Origin of the sequence: Bradyrhizobium sp. WBOS08 (assembly GCF_024585125.1) — a bacterium.
Lineage (GTDB): Bacteria > Pseudomonadota > Alphaproteobacteria > Rhizobiales > Xanthobacteraceae > Bradyrhizobium > Bradyrhizobium japonicum_B.
This window is the reverse complement of sequence record NZ_CP028988.1, coordinates 3,684,397-3,701,326: the sequence shown is the minus strand read 5'-3', so window position 1 is coordinate 3,701,326 and position 16,930 is coordinate 3,684,397. Positions and strand designations below refer to the sequence as shown.

The window sequence follows — 16,930 nt, the reverse complement described above, 5'->3', positions numbered from 1 at the left end:
GTGCTCGTTCCTGCGGAGGTCACAGCTTCCCCATCACGTCGCCGCGGAAGCCGTAGATGGTCTTCTTTCCCGCCAAGGCGACGAGCTGGACGTCGCGGGTCTGGCCGGGTTCGAAGCGGACGGCGGTGCCGGCTGCGATGTCGAGGCGCATGCCGCGCGCCTTCTTGCGGTCGAACTTCAGCGCCGGGTTGGTCTCGAAGAAATGGTAGTGCGAGCCGACCTGGATCGGGCGGTCGCCGGTGTTGGCCACCGTCAGCGTCACCGTCTTGCGGCCGGCATTGAGCTCGATTTCGCCGTCCTGGATGAAGAGTTCGCCGGGGATCATGTGCTACCTCGTCTTGCTCTGCTGCGTCATGGCCGGGCTTGTCCCGGCCATCCACGTGGAGCCATCTGGTTCGAAGGTCGTGGATGCCCGGGCCTTCGCCGCGCCGAAGCGGCTTCGGCCGCGCAGGCGGGACGAGCCCGGGCATGACGGTGTTGATATGGCGTCGTGTCTCAACGGATCGGCTCGTGCACGGTGACCAGCTTCGTCCCGTCAGGAAAGGTCGCCTCGACCTGGATGTCGTGGATCATCTCGGGAATTCCGGGCATCACCTGATCGCGGGTGAGCACCTGCGCACCGGATTGCATCAGCTCGGCCACGGTGCGGCCGTCGCGCGCGCCTTCGAGGATGAAGTCGGAGATGATGGCGATCGCCTCGGGATGGTTGAGCTTGACGCCGCGGTCCAGCCTGCGGCGCGCCACGATCGCCGCCATCGAGATCAGAAGCTTGTCCTTTTCGCGGGGAGACAGGTTCATGCAGAATCTCTTCCGTTCAACTCGTCAGTTCAGCAGTCAATTCAGCCAGAGCCGCGGCAAGGCCGCGCCGGTGCGTGCCAGCACGGCCGTCATGTCGGCGCGCAAACGCGCCGCATCTTGGGCACAGAACCGCGCCATTGCAAAGCCATTCCAGGCCGAGATTCCGACCTCGCCGGCGAACGAATCAGAGGCCTCGCGGATGCGCTCGACCAGGGCCTCGTCGCCGGGCACAATCAGGGCCGTGCCGATCGCGGCGCCGCCTTTGGCAACGGCCGATCGCGCGAGCTTTGCGCCGATGTTACCGTCAAGCCGGACAGTCTCGGCGAACACCAGCCTGCCGCCGCGGGACAACCGCCAGCGGTCGACGAACTCGCCCGTCTCCATCCGCTCCCCCATGGCAGTGCGGCCGAACACGACGATCTCGCAGAGCAGGAGCGAGGCGACCTCGTCGAGCGCGATGTCGAAACGGCGCTGCACCCGGGCGCGGTCGAACAGGATGGTCTCCTGCGGCAGCCACGACAGATGCGCCCCTGCGCCAACCTGCAAAGCGATGTTGAGCTGCGCTGCCGGCCCCGGTGCGCGATAGACCTTTTCGGCGGCCGCCGTCGTCAGCGTCAGGCGCGAGCCTTGGCCTGCCGTGACGTCGATATCGAAACTGTCGCCGCCGGCAACCCCGCCGGCCGTGTTGACGAACACGCCGGAGAGGCCATGATCCTCCGGCGAGGGAAAGCGGACGCGGAGCGAGCCGGATTCATGCAAGGCGCCGCGCCGCGTCACGCCCTCGCGGGCGTGCACGTCGAAGCGCACGGCGCCGCGGGCGCGGTTGGCCTCGAACACAGAAGATGTCGCCAAAGTGTCGCTGCGCATCCGTCTCCCCAGCCGGTCGCGGCAGGATGATCTACAGCGCCATCTGGCGGCTGATCTCGCTCGCGTCGAGGTTGGCGCGGTCGCAGGTGAACTTCACCGCGCCGCGATCCATCACCGCGAAACTGTCGCCGAGTTCGCAGGCAAAGTCGAGATATTGTTCGACCAGCACGATGGCGATGTTGCCGAGGTTGCGCAGATACGAGATGGCGCGGCCGATGTCCTTGATGATCGAGGGCTGGATGCCCTCGGTGGGCTCGTCGAGCAGCAGCAGCTTCGGCCGCATCACCAGCGCTCGGCCGATTGCGAGCTGCTGCTGCTGGCCGCCGGAGAGATCGCCACCGCGCCGGCCGAGCATCGATTGCAGCACGGGGAACAGCGAGAACACGTCATCAGGAATGTGCCTGTCCTCGCGCTTGAGCGGGCCGAAGCCGGTCTTGAGGTTCTCCTCGACCGTCAGCAGCGGGAAGATCTCGCGGCCCTGCGGCACGAAGCCGATGCCCTTGCGGGCGCGCTCATAGGGCTTCAAGCCGGTGATGTCACTGCCGTCGAGCACGATGGCACCCGACGAGATCGGATATTGCCCGACCATGGCACGCAGCAGGGAGGTCTTGCCGACGCCGTTGCGACCTAGCACGCAGGTGACCTTGCCGGGCTCGGCCGAGATCGAGACGCCGCGCAGCGCCTGGGCGGCGCCGTAGAACAGGTTGATGTCCTTGACCTCAAGCATCGCTCAGCGCCCCAGATAGACTTCGATGACCCGCTCGTTGGACGAGACCTGGTCGATGGTTCCTTCCGCGAGCACCGTGCCTTCATGCAGGCAGGTGACCTTGACGCCGAGTTCGCGCACGAACGTCATGTCGTGCTCGACCACCATCACGGTATGGGTCTTGTTGATCTCTTTCAGCAGCTCGGCGGTCAGATGCGTCTCGACGTCGGTCATCCCAGCGACGGGCTCGTCGACGAGCAGCAGCTTGGGATCCTGCGCCAGCAGCATGCCGATCTCCAGCCATTGCTTCTGGCCGTGGCTGAGGCTGCCGGCAAGGCGGTTGCGAGCGTCGGTGAGGCGGATCGTCTCCAGAACCTTGTCGATGCGCTCGGACTCGGCCTTGCTGCCGCGCCAGAACAACGTGCCCTTGACACTGTGGTCGACATTGAGCGCGAGCAGCAGGTTGTCCTGCACGGTCTGGCTCTCGAACACGGTCGGTTTCTGGAATTTGCGGCCGATGCCGAGTTCGGCGATGCGGGTCTCGTCGAGCCGCGTCAGATCGGTGACGCCGTCGAACAGAACCGTCCCCTCGTCAGGCTTGGTCTTGCCGGTGATGATGTCCATCATCGTGGTCTTGCCGGCGCCGTTCGGGCCGATGATGGCCCGCATCTCGCCGGGCTCGAGCGTCAGCGAAAGATTGTTGATGGCGTGGAAGCCGTCGAACGAGACGTGCACGCCGTCGAGATAGAGCATTGCGGATGTGGTGCGGCCGTCCATGACGTTCATGTGCGCCTACTCCGCCATCTTGGGTTCGGTAACACCGTCCTCGGCCGCGGCACTCGCCATGGTCGCGGCGTTACGTTTTTCCTTGGACTGGTCCCACCAGGCGTTGAAGGTGCCGACGATGCCCTTGGGCAGCAGCAGCGTCACCAGGATGAACAACGCGCCCAGCATGAACAGCCAGTACGGTGCGAGCACGCCCGAAGTGAAGAAGGTCTTGGCATAGTTGACGACGACGGCGCCGAGCGCGGCGCCGACCAATGTGCCGCGGCCGCCGACCGCGACCCAGATCACCGCCTCGATCGAATTGCCCGGCGCGAACTCGGATGGATTGATGATGCCGACCTGCGGGACGTAGAGCGCGCCGGCGACGCCGGCCATGCAGGCCGACACCGTGAACACGAACAGCTTGTAGGATTCGACGCGGTAGCCGAGGAAGCGCGTGCGCGATTCCGCATCGCGCACCGCGATCAGCACCTTGCCGAGCTTCGACGAGACGATGGCACGGCAGATCAGGAAGCCGGCGATCAACGCCAGGCAGCTCAACGCAAACAAGGCAGCGCGCGTCCCTTCGGCCTGGACGTTGAAGCCGAGGATGTCCTTGAAGTCGGTCAGGCCGTTGTTGCCGCCGAAGCCGAAATCGTTGCGGAAGAAGGCGAGCAGCAACGCATAGGTCATCGCCTGCGTGATGATCGACAGGTACACGCCGGTGACGCGGGAGCGGAAGGCGAGCCAGCCGAAGCAGAAGGCGAGCAGCCCCGGCACGACCAGCACCATCAGGGCGGCGAACCAGAACATGTCGAAGCCGTACCAGTACCAGGGCAGCTTCGAATAGTTCAGGAACACCATGAAATCGGGCAGGATCGGATTGCCGTAGACGCCGCGGGTGCCGATCTGCCGCATCAGGTACATGCCCATCGCATAGCCGCCGAGCGCAAAGAAAGCGCCGTGACCGAGCGATAGGATGCCGCAATAGCCCCAGATCAGGTCGATCGACAGCGCCAGGATCGCGTAGCAGACATACTTGCCCCAGAGCGCGACCAGATAGGTCGGCACCTGCAGGAACGAGCCCGCGGGCAGCAGCAGGTTGGAGAGCGGGATGAGGATGCCGCAGGCCGCGACGACGGCAAGGAAGATCGTCGCGCTGCGGTCCAGCGATCGCGTCAGCATGTGAGGGGTCATGCTTCCACCGCACGGCCCTTGAGCGCGAACAGACCGCGCGGCCGCTTTTGAATGAACAGGATGATGAGGACCAGGATGGCGATCTTGCCGAGCACGGCGCCGGCGACCGGCTCGAGGAACTTGTTGGCGATGCCGAGCGTGAAGGCGCCGACCAGCGTGCCCCAGAGATTGCCGACCCCGCCGAACACCACGACCATGAAGCTGTCGATGATGTAGCTCTGGCCGAGATTGGGGCTGACATTGTCGATCTGCGACAGCGCCACGCCGGCGATGCCAGCGATGCCCGAACCGAGACCGAAGGTCAGTGCGTCCACGCGCGAGGTCGCGATGCCCATCGAGGCCGCCATGCGTCGGTTCTGCGTCACCGCGCGCATCTCGAGGCCGAGCGCGGTGTAGCGCAGCATCGCGAGCAGGATCGCGAACACGGCAAGCGTGAACAGCAGGATCCAGAGCCGGTTATAGGTGATGGTGATCTGGCCGAGTTCGAACGCGCCGCTCATCCAGGAGGGATTGCCGACCTCGCGGTTGGTCGGGCCGAACATGGTGCGCACCGCCTGCTGCAGCACCAGCGAGAGACCCCAGGTCGCCAGCAGCGTCTCCAGCGGACGGCCGTAGAGGAAGCGGATGATGCTGCGCTCGATTAGGACGCCGATCGCGCCGGCGACGAGGAAGGCGAGCGGCACGGCGATCAGCAGCGAATAGTCGAACAGGCCAGGATAGCGGGTGCGGATCACCTCCTGCACCACGAAGGTGGTGTAGGCCCCGAGCATCACCATCTCGCCATGCGCCATGTTGATCACGCCCATCACGCCGAAGGTGATGGCGAGTCCGATCGCAGCGAGCAGCAGCACCGAGCCCAGCGAGAGGCCGTACCAGGCGTTCTGCACCATGGACCAAACCGCGAGCGAACTCTGGATCGAGCCGATCGCGCTCGCGGCCGCCTTGGTCACCGAGGCCGGCTGGTCGCCCATGCCGGTGAGCAGCGCCAGCGCGTCCTGGTCGCCGCGCGCCTTGAGCGTGGCCACGGCCTCGAGCTTCTCGACCTCGGTCGCATCGGACTTGAACAGCAGGATGGCGGCGCGGGCCTCGCCGAGGGCCGTCTTGACCGCTCTGTTGCCTTCCTTGGCGAGCGCGGCATCGACCGCATCGAGCGCCGTCTCCTCATGCGACTTGAAGACCGATTGCGCGGCCTGCAGGCGCGTTCCGACATCCGGCGATTGCAGCGTCAGGCTGCCGATCGCGGCATCGACGCTGCGGCGCAGACGGTTGTTGAGGCGCACCGCGCTCGCACTATCGGGAACGCTGGCCACCGCCTCGCCGGTCGCGGCGTCGATCGACTTGCCGTCGGTACCGGTGACGTAAACCTTCTTGCTGTCCGGATCGGCCATCAACCGGCCGTCCTGGAGCGCGCTGATGATGGGGAAGGCCAGCTTGTTGCCGCTGCTCGCGACCGCGCCGATCGCTTCTTCCGTGTCGGAGAAATCGTCATTGGCGAACTTGGCGACTCCGTCCTCGAACGGGCCGGCGAAGGCCGGCAGCGCGAACGCGATCAGCAATAGCGAGAGCGCAAGCGAGCAGAGGCGCGCGGACAAATAGGCTGGCACTGTGAATGACCCCGGCGGGAATGGGTGGAGAAGGCGGCGGGATCGCCGCCTTCTCCGGTCGCGCAATGGCGTGTCAGATCCGGATCAGGAGCCGGAACCGAGGCACTTGTTGGTCTTGGTGTTGAAGTTGCCGCACTTCTTGCCGACCCAGTCGCCGATCAGGTCCTTGGAGCCATCGAGTTCCTTCGACCAGGCATCGCCCGCGACGAGGCTCGGGGTCTTCCAGACCACGTCGAACTGGCCGTTGCCCTTGATCTCGCCGATGAACACCGGCTTGGTGATGTGGTGGTTCGGGAGCATCTTGGAGGTGCCGCCGGTCAGGTTCTTGGCTTCGATGCCCGGGAGAGCGTCGATGACCTTGTCGGGATCGGTCGACTTCACCTTCTCGACCGCCTTGACCCACATGTCGAAGCCGATCACGTGCGCTTCCATCGGATCGTTGGTCACGCGCTTCGGATTCTTGGTGTAGGCTTGCCACGCCTTGATGAACTTCTCGTTCTCCGGCGACTTGATCGACTGGAAGTAGTTCCAGGCGGCGAGATGGCCGACCAGCGGCTTGGTGTCGATGCCGGCGAGTTCTTCCTCACCGACCGAGAACGCGACCACCGGGATGTCCTTCGCCTTGATGCCCTGGTTGCCGAGCTCCTTGTAGAAGGGAACGTTGGCGTCGCCGTTGATGGTCGAGACCACCGCGGTCTTCTTGCCGGCCGAGCCGAACTTCTTGATGTCGGCCACGATCGTCTGCCAGTCGGAGTGACCGAACGGCGTGTAGTTGATCATGATGTCGTCCTGGGCGACACCCTTGGACTTGAGATAGGCTTCCAGGATCTTGTTGGTGGTGCGCGGATAGACGTAGTCGGTGCCCGCGAGCACCCAGCGCTTCACCTTCTCTTCCTTCATCAGATAGTCGACGGCGGGGATCGCCTGCTGGTTCGGCGCCGCCCCCGTGTAGAACACGTTGCGCTCGCTCTCCTCGCCCTCGTACTGCACGGGGTAGAACAGGATGCTGTTGAGCTCCTTGAACACCGGAAGCACCGACTTGCGCGACACCGAGGTCCAGCAGCCGAACACGACCGAGACCTTGTCCTTGGTGATCAGCTCGCGCGCCTTCTCGGCGAACAGCGGCCAGTTCGACGCGGGGTCGACGACGACGGCTTCGAGCTTCTTGCCGAGAACGCCGCCCTTCTTGTTCTGCTCGTCGATCAGGAAAAGGATGGTGTCCTTCAGCGTGGTTTCGCTGATCGCCATGGTGCCGGACAGAGAGTGCAGCACGCCGACCTTGATGGTGTCGTCCGCGGCCTTCGCGCCAGTCAATGAAGCCAGACCGAGCACCAGTCCAGCGGTCGCGGCGAGCACACCGCGGCGGCTAAATGATGCCGCTATATCGTGAGTAGATTTGCTAAGCATGAGTGTCTCATCTCCCTGACGCAGACGTGAAAAACGCTGCGAAACGGCCCCACGGCCGCCTGCGATTAACGGATTCGCAAGAACCGTGCCATGGGCTGAACACCATTCAACTTATTGATTTTACTGTCAAAATTTTGAGAAATCGGAGTCTTGGGGCGAAGGGGGCGCTTAAATCTTGAGCAACGAGAATGTATGCCAAAGCGGCAGGCTGGTCATTCTTTGAGCAAATTCTTTGCTCTGGCTAAATTTCCGGCATAACTATTTCTGCACTGCAATCGCCATTTCGCGCGGGCCTGCCTTGAAAGCGCCCCTTGGATGTTCCATATGAGCAGCCGAGACCTCTTGCGAATCAAGAGGTCGTTGCGAGCCGCGTGTTCTTAAGCCCCTCCGGGCCTCTGGCTTGCCCCATATCTCCCAAGCCATCCGACACCCTAAACACGCAGGTGTCTTCTCGACACCCTTTTGCGCGCGCCGCGCCGATTGCGCCGGGCGCCCGCTTTTGACATGGAAAGAACCCATCTTTTGACTTCGTTTCAGGATTTCGGCCTCGCCGAACCGATCGCGCGTGCTCTCGCGGAAGAGAACTACGTCACTCCCACCCCCATCCAGGCCCAGACCATCCCGATCGCGCTGACCGGGCGCGACGTCGTCGGCATCGCCCAGACCGGCACCGGCAAGACCGCCTCGTTCGCGCTGCCGATCCTGCACCGCCTGCTCGAGCATCGCATCAAGCCGCAGCCCAAGACCTGCCGGGTGCTGGTGCTGTCTCCCACCCGCGAGCTGTCCGGCCAGATCCTCGACAGCTTCAACGCCTATGGCCGCCACCTGCGCCTCGCCTCGACACTGGCCATTGGCGGCGTGCCGATGGGCCGCCAGGTCCGCGCCCTGATGCAGGGCGTCGATGTGCTGGTCGCCACCCCCGGCCGCCTGCTCGACCTCGTGCAGAGCAACGGGTTGAAGCTCTCGAGCGTCGCGTTCCTCGTGCTCGACGAGGCCGACCGCATGCTCGACATGGGCTTCATCAACGACATCCGCAAAATCGTCGCCAAGCTGCCGATCAAGCGGCAGACGCTGTTCTTCTCGGCCACCATGCCGAAGGACATCGCCGAGCTCGCCGACGCCATGCTGCGTGACCCCGCACGGGTCGCGGTGACCCCGGTGTCCTCGACCGCCGAGCGGATCAACCAGCGCATCGTCCAGGTCGACTTCTCCGCCAAGCCGGCCTTCCTGACCAAGCTTCTGAAGGATGAGCCGGTCAACCGCGCCCTGGTCTTCACCCGCACCAAGCATGGCGCCGACAAGGTGGTGAAGTCGCTCGAGAAGGCCGGCATCCCTGCCAGCGCCATCCATGGCAACAAGTCGCAGAACCATCGCGAGCGCACGCTGGCCCAGTTCCGCTCGGGCGAGATCCGGACCCTGGTCGCCACCGACATCGCCGCCCGCGGCATCGACGTCGACGGCATCAGCCACGTCATCAATTTCGACCTGCCCAACGTGCCGGAAACCTACGTCCACCGCATCGGCCGCACCGCGCGCGCCGGCGCCGACGGCACCGCGATCTCGCTGGTGGCCGGCGGCGAGGAGCTCAGCTATCTCCGCGACATCGAGCGGCTGATCCGCGTGGCGCTGCCGCGCGAAGATCACCGCACCGATGCGGGCCGCCGCGACGCCGGTCCTCCCCCGCCGCAGCAACGGCAGGGCCGGCCGGGCGGCCGCCCGGGCCAGCGTCCTCAGGGCGCCCGGCACGGCGACGGACGGCGTGGCGACGAACGGCATGCTGACGGACGTCATCACAGCGCCGGCAGGCCGGCCGACGGACGGCCCGGCGAAGGACGTCATGGCGAGGGCAGACCTGTTGATGGCAGGCCCGGAGAAGGCCGCAAGGCCTCCAAGGGGTCTCGCCGCCGCCGTGGTCCTGGTGGTAAGATGAATTCCTCACCCGCCGATCGGTCGGAACAGCGTCCCGCGCATAGCGCCGGCAAGCCTGATGGAATACAAGGCGTTGCCTTTTTGCGTCGCGAGAGTCGCCCCAACGGCCGACCGAACCGCAATCCTCATTCGAACTAGCAGTCTACGACTGGAGACACCCACATGGCTAAGGAAGAGCTGATCCAGTTCGAAGGACTGGTCACCGAAATCCTCCCCGACGCCCGCTACCGCGTGCAGCTCGACGCCGGACACGAGATCGTCGCCTATACCGCCGGCAAGATGAAGAAGAACCGCATCAAGACTCTGGCGGGCGACCGCGTGACGGTGGAGATGTCGCCCTATGACCTTGAGAAGGGCCGGTTGATTTTCCGCCACAAGGACGAACGCCCCAGCGGCGTGGGCGGACCGCCTCGTCCCGGACAGCGCGGCGGCCAGTTCCGGCGCCGCTAGCCGGCGACGGCGCGGCAGTAAAATTCCGAGTTTCCATTGGTCCGCCGTGAACACCACGGCGGATCAAAAAATCGTGCGCGGCTGGATTGTTTTGACGCTGGAATTCCGATAAAAGGAATTTATCGATTTTCGGCCGGACGACATTAGCATCCACCGGTACAGCCGGTTCAGACACGCTGACGACCCTTCCAAAAATTCGATCTAACTGGCCTGCGCGAGCAGGCTGTCACATTGTGTTATCTGAGAAGGGACTACCCCCGTGAGCATGGGAACCGTGAAGTGGTTTAACGCGACCAAAGGCTTCGGCTTCATTCAGCCCGACGACGGCGGCCAGGACGTGTTCGTCCACATCAGCGCTGTGGAACGTGCGGGCCTCGGCACGCTGCGTGAAGGTCAGAAGATCTCCTACGAGATCGTGGCCGACCGCCGTTCCGGCAAGTCGGCTGCGGACAACCTCCGCGCCGCAGGCTGAACCCGCCGGGCCCCGCCCGATCGGCTCGCAAGAAGCAAAGAAGGCCGTGCGCAACGCACGGCCTTTTTCATTTTCAGGCCCCCCTCGGGCGCGTCAGCACGAGGACGGCACGTTGTTGTATTGAACGCAAGTGGCCTGCCGCGGCCGCGTGTAGGACAGATCTTTCAGCGGTATGTTCGACTTCAACACGTAGCCTACCGACGGCGTGTAAGTGTAGCTCGCCTCGCTGAGGATGAGGTAGGTCGACGGAATCAGCAGCGTCGGCGGAATCTCGTTGGTCACCTTGTCGCCGGCCTTCCGGCCCGACGTCGCCAGCGTCGCTTGCGTCGCGCCGCTCGCGATGGTTCCGGCCTTGCTCCACTGCACCGTGGCAATGCTGTCCGCATCGATATAGATCTGGGAGATCGAGCCTTTCACGAGCGTGGCGTCGTAAGGCATCACGATCGAGATGCTCGCCGTGAACGTGTTCTGCATGTCGGCATCGGCAAGCGTCGTGGATTGCGACGTCAGATCGGACAGCGTCCGTGCGATCAACGTGACCTTGCGATCGATCGCCACCGCCGACGAGAATTCGACGGTCCCGAAGAACATCACCAGCATCAGCGGGACGATGACGGCGAATTCGGTCGCCGCGAGCGCGCGCGTGTCGGCGACGAAGTCACGCGCCGAGCAGCGGGCATTCCCCAGGAAGTTCGCAATCGCCTGCATTGGCCCGCCCAGATCCATCTGCCTCAGAAGGGTTCGTTCTTGAAGGCCGCGGTCGCCACCAGCAGCCGCTTGTTGCTGCAGCCGATGTTGTAGCCGAGGCCGGTGACGAAGAGCGGCCATTGATAGAACAGCCGCACCACGACGACCTGGCTGGAGCTGCCGGGATTGTATTGCACGCCGGCCGGATTGAAGGTGCAGGAATCGCCGTAATTGGTGAGGCTCAGCGTCGTGAAGGAGCTGGTGCTGACCACGTCGACGTAAAGCTTGCTGCAATCGAACAGCGCCGGGATCTGGGTGCAGACATAGGCCTTGAACGTGGTCTGATTGCATGCCGAGACCGCGTTGGGCACCGTCTGACAGGCCGCCACCGAGCCGCCCTGTGCTTGCGCCTGACCGGTCAGGATCGCACGCGCCGAATTCTGGGTGATGGTCTCGAGCACCTGCCCCGCGAAGAACACCAACGCGGTCTCGATGATGGCGAACAGCAGTCCGAAGAAGACCGGAGCGACCAGCGCGAACTCGACCGCGGCGGAGCCGCGGCGGCTGCCTCGAAACCGGCATAGCGCTTTCCGGAGCGTGAATCTCGTAGGCGCAGGCATCGCGTCAAATTCCCCAGCAGCGGCGATCATCTGCTTCGTTCAATAGCTAAAACTGATTGTTTAAGTGTTGCAGGCGATTCACGCTGCGCGAAGCGGTCGGTTAAGGATGCGTTAACCCCGCGCGCCGGCGGCGGCCAAGGATGACGCGCAGAGGGACGCCGCTGGCATGCAGAAGCGGCGCGGCAGGATCAGGCGATCCACCCCGGCGCGAACCCGCCAATCGCTCCGGCTAGTTGGACTTGGTGGCCGCACCGGCGTTACCGCTGGCACTGCTGCTCAGCGACCCGGCCTGGTTCATGGTGTTGTTGAAGTAGGTGTCGCTGTCCCCAAGCGTCACGCGACGCTGGCAGAGCGGCATGCAGCTGTAGGACTCGCGCTCGATCCCGCGATAGACGGTGACGAGCCGGTCGCTCGGGCCTTCGACCTGAATCTGACGGTCGACCAGAATCTCGCCGCCCCGGTCGAGCGCAATGAAATTGGTGGCACCGTAGCCTTTGCCGGTCACGACGATCATGCCGCCGGGCTGGAGCGTGACGTCGGCGATCAGGGGATTTCCGACCACGATGGTCGCCACCTTGCCGGGCAGCCGCACCAGCTTGGCCTGGTCGACGTTGACGGCGATGGTGTCGGCGGTCGGTTCGGCGAGGCCGGCAGCCGGCGATGCCAGCGCTGCGGCAGCAACCAGAAGACAGACCCGCGCATGACGGCGCAGCAATTCCTTACGCATACTCATACTCCCGGGACGTCACAAACCGGCAGAAGCGAACAGCTAACAGCGGAGCCGGTGCCCGACCCGGCTAACCTGCCTTTAATTTGTGAACGTTCCGCAAACTCGCCGACGATTGTTTGAACGTAGTCGAGATTTGCCGCCGATTTTCCCACCCTACTGGCGGAACGGATAGGCCAATTGGCCCCCGATCTCCTTTGGTATGGCCGCTTCGTCCTTGCCGTAATCCTGCGGCAGCCGCCCCTCCGGCATGCGGAACGTGCCGAACAGCACGTCCCAGACCGGGAACGTCCCGGCGAAATTCGTGTTGCCGCCTTCGTCGAGCGACGTGTGGTGCCAGCGGTGGAACACCGGCGTTGCCAGCAGATATTTGAACGGTCCGAAGGTCCAGTTCAGGTTGGCGTGCACGAACGCCGAATGGAAGGTGGTGAATGGGCCAACCCAGAGCATGATGTTCGGGGAAATGCCGGCCATCAGCAACACGACGTCGACGCTGATCGTGCCGAGCAGGAGATTGATGGGATGGAAGCGGGCCGCCGAAATCCACCCGATTTCCTCGGACGAATGGTGGATGGCGTGATACTTCCAGAAGCCGCCGTCATGGAAGAAGCGGTGGATCCAGTACAGCATGAAATCGGACAGCACCAGGAACAGTAGCGCCTGCACCCACAGAGGCAGCTGCGCCAGCGGCCCATGGCCGTTGTCGTAGAAGGCGATGAGCTCGTCGGCGTCGTGGATGTTGAAGACGACGGCGGCGCCGACGATCAGAAGTCCGATCCGCATGGTGCGGGCGAACACCGGAACGAAGAACCAATAGCAGATGTCGGTGATGATCTCCCGCTTGCGCCACCACGGGGCGCCGGGGTTGCAGGCCCAGAAATGCTCGAGCACGGTGAAGACCGCCGCGAGCACGAAGGTGACGGGGAGCAACTTCGCGATGGTCTCGCCGAGCATCAGGGCGACTTGCATGGGCAGGCTCGACATCATCGCCTCTCTCCGCGAATTCCGGTCCTCGCTTACGCCTACTCTGTGAGATTTAAGGGAGGGTGAAGCGGCCGTCGTGCCGGCGACGCATCTGGAACCGAAATTGAGGCCGCGGCTTTAAGGCGAAATTCACTCTGGACGAAAGCATCGCGCCGGACGCGGGTTTACGCGATCGGATTAACTCTACCGAAAGAGCTCGGCTCACATGGTCATCGGGTCAAAGACAGCGCCGAACGAGGCGATCCCACCCGAATGGAGTTTTGTTCATGAAGAGCTTGATTGCGCGTTTCGCAAAGGATGAATCCGGCGCAACCGCCATCGAATACGGTCTGATCGCCGCCGGCATTGCGCTGGCCATCATCACCGTCGTCAACAGCCTCGGCAGCACGCTCAACACCAAGTTCACCTCGATCAGCACCGGGCTGAAGTAAGCAACAGACGAACGACGGCAAAAGCCCCGGACCTCCGGGGCCTTTGTTTTTCCAAGGACGGCGAGTTCCAGTGGCGTTGCGTGAGTCCAGAACCGGTGCCGCGGTCGCGGCAGACGAGGCAGCTGCGGCGCAGGCCGGCTCGCCGGTCTATTGGGTCTGCCTTGCGCTGCTGCTTGCGACAGTCGCGCTCGCCGCGCGCATTGCCAGCCTCTGGTAGGCATGCGTTCCGCAGCTTCGGCCTTGCGTGACCCTCGCGGCCGTTGTCGGTTTGTTTAGCACTGCCGGCTAGAATCCGGCGACGCCAGTTTCCGCGGCAAACCCAGGCCTCAAGACGCAGCCCATGATCCTCGACCTTGCGCGCCTTCTGCTCTTCCCTGCCCTGATGGCGTTCGCCGCCGCGAGCGATCTGTTCACGATGACGATCTCCAATCGCGTGTCGCTGGCGCTGGTCGCAGGCTTCTTCGCGCTCGCCCTCGCCGGCGGCATGGCACCTTACGAGATGCTGAGCCATGTCGGCGCCGGCGCGCTCCTGCTCGTCATAGCCTTCGCCTGCTTTGCGATGGGCTGGGTCGGCGGCGGCGATGCCAAGGTCGCGGCCTCCGTCGCGCTCTGGTTCGGGTTCGCGCAGCTGATGAACTTCCTGCTCTACGCCTCGCTGTTCGGCGGCGCGCTGACGCTGCTCCTGCTCCAGTTCCGGCAATGGCCGCTGCCCTACGGGCTGGCGGGTCAGGCCTGGCTCGCGCGGCTGCACGCCAAGGAGAGCGGAATCCCCTACGGCATCGCGCTCGCGCTGAGCGCACTGATGGTCTACCCCGAGACCGAATGGGTGAAGGCGATCGACCTCGCCCACCTCGCACTGCGCTGAACGCACCGGGTAAACCCGGCGTTAAGGCGATTTAGATACGCCTCATTAACCATGCTTTGACGAATAGCTGGTCAACTGCCGATTACGGCGGCGGCAGCGTCGCGGCGTCTTGTTGGAAAGTGAAGCGTATGAATAGGGCACGCATTGTCGTCCTGGCGGTCGCCATCAGCGCCGGCGGCGTCGCCGCGTACCTGGCGAGCGGCTCGGACCAATCTGCGCCGCCTCCGGCGGCTCCGGTCGCCCAGCTTCCGACCGTCGACGTCCTCGTGGCCAAGAACGACATCGGCCTCGGCCAGACCGTGAAGCCGGAAGACGTGCAATGGCAGACCTGGCCGGCCGCGACCGCCAGCGCCACCTTCATCCGCCGCAACGAGCGGCCCGAGGGCGCGACCCAGGTCACCGGTTCGATCGCGCGCGCCCCGTTCATTCAGGGTGAGCCGATCCGCGACCAGAAGCTGGTCAAGGCCGAAGGCTCCGGTTTCATGGCTGCAATCCTGCCCACCGGCATGCGGGCGATCTCGACCGAGATCTCGCCGGAGACCGGCGCAGGCGGTTTCATCCTGCCCAACGATCGCGTCGACGTCCTCTTGACCCGCCGGCTGAAGAACCCGGACCAGAACAACGGCGCCCCCGACATCGTCACCTCCGAGATCATCCTGGCCAATATCCGAGTCCTCGCCATCGACCAGGCGCCAAAGGAGAAGGACGGCCAGAACGCGGTGGTCGGCAAGACCGTCACCCTCGAGCTCAATCCGGCGCAGACCGCAACACTCTCCGCAGCCCGCCAGAGCGGCACGCTGTCGCTGGCGCTGCGCAGCATCGTCGACGTCAAGATGAGCGAAATCACGCTCGATGATTCCGCGCAGAAGCGGGACGGTGTTTCGATCATTCGCTACGGCATTCCAAGTCAGACGGCGAAAGTACGATGAAGACAGTCGATATGAACCGCAGGGTGGATTTGGCGACGATGCGAACCTCGGCGGTTCGCGCCCTGTCGTTTTCGGCCGCGCTGGCGCTGGCGCTCAACCCGGTGCTGACCCCCGCGGTCGCCGCCGATTACCGTCCCGGGGCCTTGGCCGCGGCGGATGGCCAGATGAACGCGCGCTTCCTCTCGCTCGGCGTCGGCAAATCCGTCGTGATCGACCTGCCGCGCGACATCAAGGACGTGCTGGTCGCCGATCCCAAGATCGCCAACGCGGTGGTCCGCTCGGCGCAGCGCGCCTATATCATCGGTGCCACGGTCGGCCAGACCAATATCGTGTTCTTCGATTCCGCCGGCCAGCAGATCGCGGCCTATGACATCGCAGTCAAGCGCGACCTCAACGGCGTGCGGGCCGCGCTGAAGCAAATACTGCCGAATTCGGACATTCAGATCGACGGGCTCGGCGACGGCATTGTCCTGACCGGCACGGCGGCGAATCCGATGGAAGCGCAGCAGGCCAACGAGCTCGCCGCGCGCCTGGCCGGCGGCGTCGACAAGGTGGTGAACTCGATCGTGGTGCGCGGCCGCGACCAGGTCATGCTCAAGGTGACGGTGGCCGAGGTCCAGCGCACCATCGTCAAGCAGCTCGGCATCGACCTCTCCGCCAGCCTCAACTACGGCACGTCGGTGGTGAGCTTCACCAATTCCAATCCGTTCACGGCGCTCGGCAAGAACCTCGTGGACGGCAACAATTTGACGACGAAGTTCGGCGGCTCGTCCTCGGTGCAGGCCACTCTGCGCGCGATGGAGACCGCGGGCGTGATCCGCACGCTGGCCGAACCGAACCTGACCGCAATCTCCGGTGAATCGGCCACGTTCATCGCCGGCGGCGAATTCCCGGTCCCGGCAGGCTATGCGTGCGATCCCACCACCCACGTCTGTACCACCCAGATCAGCTTCAAGAAGTTCGGTATCTCGCTCAACTTCACCCCCGTGGTGCTGAGCGAAGGCAAGATCAGCCTGCGCGTGATGACGGAGGTCTCGGAGCTCTCGAACGAAAACGCGATCACGCTGTCGCAGGCCGTGACCTCGACCTCGGTGAACTCGCTGACGGTGCCCTCGATCAGGACCCGCCGCGCGGAGACCTCGCTGGAAATTCCCTCCGGCGGCGCGATGGCGATGGCGGGCCTGATCCAGCAACAGACCAAGCAGGCCATCAGCGGACTGCCGGGGCTGATGCAGCTCCCGATCCTCGGCACGCTGTTCCGCAGCCGCGACTTCGTCAACAACGCCACCGAGCTGGTCGTGATCGTGACGCCCTATGTCGTTCGCGCGGTGGCGCCAAAGGATCTGTCGCGGCCGGATGACGGCTTCGCCCCGCCCGCGGATCCACAGGCCCAGCTGCTCGGCAACATCAACCGCATCTACGGCGTGCCGGGCCGGACCGAACCGGCCAAGAACTACCGCGGCACCTACGGCTTCATTACCGACTGAGGCGG

The 16,930-nt window shown here is 64.4% G+C and carries 20 protein-coding genes; 8 read left to right on the top strand and 12 right to left on the bottom strand.

Annotation, left to right across the window (positions count from 1 at the left end):
* Positions 1-19: 19 nt before the first annotated feature.
* From DCM80_RS17625 to urtA, 8 genes are all read right to left on the bottom strand, one after another.
* Positions 20-325, bottom strand: a complete 306-nt coding sequence (locus DCM80_RS17625; RefSeq protein WP_025576653.1) for an urease subunit beta — start codon at positions 323-325, stop codon at positions 20-22.
* A 170-nt stretch (positions 326-495) separates the two neighbouring features.
* The gene (locus DCM80_RS17620) at positions 496-798 is read right to left on the bottom strand and encodes an urease subunit gamma (RefSeq protein ID WP_007605424.1); all 303 of its coding nucleotides are present in this window, start codon (positions 796-798) and stop codon (positions 496-498) included.
* A gap of 36 nt (positions 799-834) precedes the next feature.
* On the bottom strand, positions 835-1,665 hold the full coding sequence (locus DCM80_RS17615; protein ID WP_257192855.1) for an urease accessory protein UreD: 831 nt from the start codon (positions 1,663-1,665) through the stop codon (positions 835-837).
* A gap of 31 nt (positions 1,666-1,696) precedes the next feature.
* Positions 1,697-2,392: an urea ABC transporter ATP-binding subunit UrtE gene (gene urtE, locus DCM80_RS17610; RefSeq protein ID WP_257192854.1), complete on the bottom strand. Its 696-nt coding sequence runs from the start codon at positions 2,390-2,392 to the stop codon at positions 1,697-1,699.
* 3 nt (positions 2,393-2,395) lie between these two features.
* Positions 2,396-3,157 carry an urea ABC transporter ATP-binding protein UrtD gene (gene urtD, locus DCM80_RS17605; RefSeq protein WP_257192853.1) on the bottom strand — a complete coding sequence of 254 codons (762 nt, stop codon included), beginning with the start codon at positions 3,155-3,157 and terminating at the stop codon, positions 2,396-2,398.
* Between the two features lie 6 nt (positions 3,158-3,163).
* Positions 3,164-4,333 carry an urea ABC transporter permease subunit UrtC gene (gene urtC / locus DCM80_RS17600; RefSeq protein ID WP_257176633.1) on the bottom strand — a complete coding sequence of 390 codons (1,170 nt, stop codon included), beginning with the start codon at positions 4,331-4,333 and terminating at the stop codon, positions 3,164-3,166.
* Positions 4,330-5,937, bottom strand: a complete 1,608-nt coding sequence (urtB, locus tag DCM80_RS17595; RefSeq protein ID WP_257192852.1) for an urea ABC transporter permease subunit UrtB — start codon at positions 5,935-5,937, stop codon at positions 4,330-4,332. The genes urtC and urtB overlap by 4 nt, the downstream gene beginning before the upstream one ends.
* Before the next feature lie 84 nt (positions 5,938-6,021).
* On the bottom strand, positions 6,022-7,344 hold the full coding sequence (gene urtA, locus DCM80_RS17590) for an urea ABC transporter substrate-binding protein (protein ID WP_028138525.1): 1,323 nt from the start codon (positions 7,342-7,344) through the stop codon (positions 6,022-6,024).
* 504 nt (positions 7,345-7,848) lie between these two features.
* Between urtA and DCM80_RS17585 the strand changes: the two genes are divergently transcribed.
* From DCM80_RS17585 to DCM80_RS17575, 3 genes are all read left to right on the top strand, one after another.
* Positions 7,849-9,411, top strand: a complete 1,563-nt coding sequence (locus DCM80_RS17585) for a DEAD/DEAH box helicase (protein WP_257192851.1) — start codon at positions 7,849-7,851, stop codon at positions 9,409-9,411.
* Between the two features lie 24 nt (positions 9,412-9,435).
* Entirely contained in the window at positions 9,436-9,723 is a 288-nt protein-coding gene (gene infA, locus DCM80_RS17580) for a translation initiation factor IF-1 (RefSeq protein ID WP_008131890.1), read from the top strand.
* 259 nt (positions 9,724-9,982) lie between these two features.
* Entirely contained in the window at positions 9,983-10,195 is a 213-nt protein-coding gene (locus tag DCM80_RS17575; RefSeq protein ID WP_028138527.1) for a cold-shock protein, read from the top strand.
* A 93-nt stretch (positions 10,196-10,288) separates the two neighbouring features.
* Here DCM80_RS17575 and DCM80_RS17570 read toward each other — a convergent pair whose 3' ends face one another.
* The 4 genes from DCM80_RS17570 to DCM80_RS17555 all read right to left on the bottom strand — a co-directional run bounded on the left by DCM80_RS17570 (position 10,289) and on the right by DCM80_RS17555 (position 13,213).
* Complete coding sequence (locus DCM80_RS17570; protein ID WP_257192850.1) at positions 10,289-10,903, bottom strand: TadE/TadG family type IV pilus assembly protein; 615 nt, start codon at positions 10,901-10,903, stop codon at positions 10,289-10,291.
* 23 nt (positions 10,904-10,926) lie between these two features.
* The gene (locus DCM80_RS17565; protein ID WP_257192849.1) at positions 10,927-11,502 is read right to left on the bottom strand and encodes a TadE/TadG family type IV pilus assembly protein; all 576 of its coding nucleotides are present in this window, start codon (positions 11,500-11,502) and stop codon (positions 10,927-10,929) included.
* Positions 11,503-11,731: 229 nt separating this feature from the next.
* The gene (locus DCM80_RS17560) at positions 11,732-12,229 is read right to left on the bottom strand and encodes a pilus assembly protein N-terminal domain-containing protein (protein ID WP_257192848.1); all 498 of its coding nucleotides are present in this window, start codon (positions 12,227-12,229) and stop codon (positions 11,732-11,734) included.
* A 156-nt stretch (positions 12,230-12,385) separates the two neighbouring features.
* Positions 12,386-13,213 (bottom strand): sterol desaturase family protein, encoded by an 828-nt coding sequence (locus DCM80_RS17555; RefSeq protein WP_028138531.1) that lies wholly within the window; start codon positions 13,211-13,213, stop codon positions 12,386-12,388.
* Positions 13,214-13,479: 266 nt separating this feature from the next.
* On the opposite strand from DCM80_RS17555, the gene DCM80_RS17550 reads away from it, so the two are divergent.
* The 5 genes from DCM80_RS17550 (at position 13,480) to DCM80_RS17530 (ending at position 16,925) form a co-directional block, all read left to right on the top strand.
* On the top strand, positions 13,480-13,644 hold the full coding sequence (locus tag DCM80_RS17550; RefSeq protein ID WP_028138532.1) for a Flp family type IVb pilin: 165 nt from the start codon (positions 13,480-13,482) through the stop codon (positions 13,642-13,644).
* 76 nt (positions 13,645-13,720) lie between these two features.
* On the top strand, positions 13,721-13,861 hold the full coding sequence (locus tag DCM80_RS17545; RefSeq protein WP_196236097.1) for a hypothetical protein: 141 nt from the start codon (positions 13,721-13,723) through the stop codon (positions 13,859-13,861).
* A gap of 123 nt (positions 13,862-13,984) precedes the next feature.
* Positions 13,985-14,509: a prepilin peptidase gene (locus tag DCM80_RS17540; RefSeq protein WP_257176625.1), complete on the top strand. Its 525-nt coding sequence runs from the start codon at positions 13,985-13,987 to the stop codon at positions 14,507-14,509.
* 128 nt (positions 14,510-14,637) lie between these two features.
* Positions 14,638-15,438 (top strand): Flp pilus assembly protein CpaB, encoded by an 801-nt coding sequence (gene cpaB, locus DCM80_RS17535; protein ID WP_028138534.1) that lies wholly within the window; start codon positions 14,638-14,640, stop codon positions 15,436-15,438.
* Between the two features lie 11 nt (positions 15,439-15,449).
* A complete protein-coding gene (locus DCM80_RS17530) occupies positions 15,450-16,925 on the top strand; it encodes a type II and III secretion system protein family protein (RefSeq protein WP_257197965.1) in 1,476 nt (491 codons plus the stop codon).
* The last annotated feature ends 5 nt before the right edge of the window (positions 16,926-16,930 follow it).

Excerpts from the sequence above, each read along its gene's own strand:
- DCM80_RS17620 (WP_007605424.1), bottom strand. The coding sequence starts at position 798 with ATGAACCTGTCTCCCCGCGAAAAGGACAAGCTTCTGATCTCGATGGCG.
- urtA (WP_028138525.1), bottom strand. The coding sequence starts at position 7,344 with ATGCTTAGCAAATCTACTCACGATATAGCGGCATCATTTAGCCGCCGC.
- DCM80_RS17585 (WP_257192851.1), top strand. The coding sequence starts at position 7,849 with ATGGAAAGAACCCATCTTTTGACTTCGTTTCAGGATTTCGGCCTCGCC.
- DCM80_RS17565 (WP_257192849.1), bottom strand. The coding sequence starts at position 11,502 with ATGCCTGCGCCTACGAGATTCACGCTCCGGAAAGCGCTATGCCGGTTT.
- cpaB (WP_028138534.1), top strand. The coding sequence starts at position 14,638 with ATGAATAGGGCACGCATTGTCGTCCTGGCGGTCGCCATCAGCGCCGGC.
- infA (WP_008131890.1), top strand. The coding sequence starts at position 9,436 with ATGGCTAAGGAAGAGCTGATCCAGTTCGAAGGACTGGTCACCGAAATC.
- urtC (WP_257176633.1), bottom strand. The coding sequence starts at position 4,333 with ATGACCCCTCACATGCTGACGCGATCGCTGGACCGCAGCGCGACGATC.
- DCM80_RS17550 (WP_028138532.1), top strand. The coding sequence starts at position 13,480 with ATGAAGAGCTTGATTGCGCGTTTCGCAAAGGATGAATCCGGCGCAACC.
- DCM80_RS17570 (WP_257192850.1), bottom strand. The coding sequence starts at position 10,903 with ATGCAGGCGATTGCGAACTTCCTGGGGAATGCCCGCTGCTCGGCGCGT.
- DCM80_RS17555 (WP_028138531.1), bottom strand. The coding sequence starts at position 13,213 with ATGTCGAGCCTGCCCATGCAAGTCGCCCTGATGCTCGGCGAGACCATC.
- urtE (WP_257192854.1), bottom strand. The coding sequence starts at position 2,392 with ATGCTTGAGGTCAAGGACATCAACCTGTTCTACGGCGCCGCCCAGGCG.
- DCM80_RS17540 (WP_257176625.1), top strand. The coding sequence starts at position 13,985 with ATGATCCTCGACCTTGCGCGCCTTCTGCTCTTCCCTGCCCTGATGGCG.
- DCM80_RS17530 (WP_257197965.1), top strand. The coding sequence starts at position 15,450 with ATGAACCGCAGGGTGGATTTGGCGACGATGCGAACCTCGGCGGTTCGC.
- DCM80_RS17615 (WP_257192855.1), bottom strand. The coding sequence starts at position 1,665 with ATGCGCAGCGACACTTTGGCGACATCTTCTGTGTTCGAGGCCAACCGC.
- DCM80_RS17560 (WP_257192848.1), bottom strand. The coding sequence starts at position 12,229 with ATGCGTAAGGAATTGCTGCGCCGTCATGCGCGGGTCTGTCTTCTGGTT.
- DCM80_RS17625 (WP_025576653.1), bottom strand. The coding sequence starts at position 325 with ATGATCCCCGGCGAACTCTTCATCCAGGACGGCGAAATCGAGCTCAAT.
- urtD (WP_257192853.1), bottom strand. The coding sequence starts at position 3,157 with ATGAACGTCATGGACGGCCGCACCACATCCGCAATGCTCTATCTCGAC.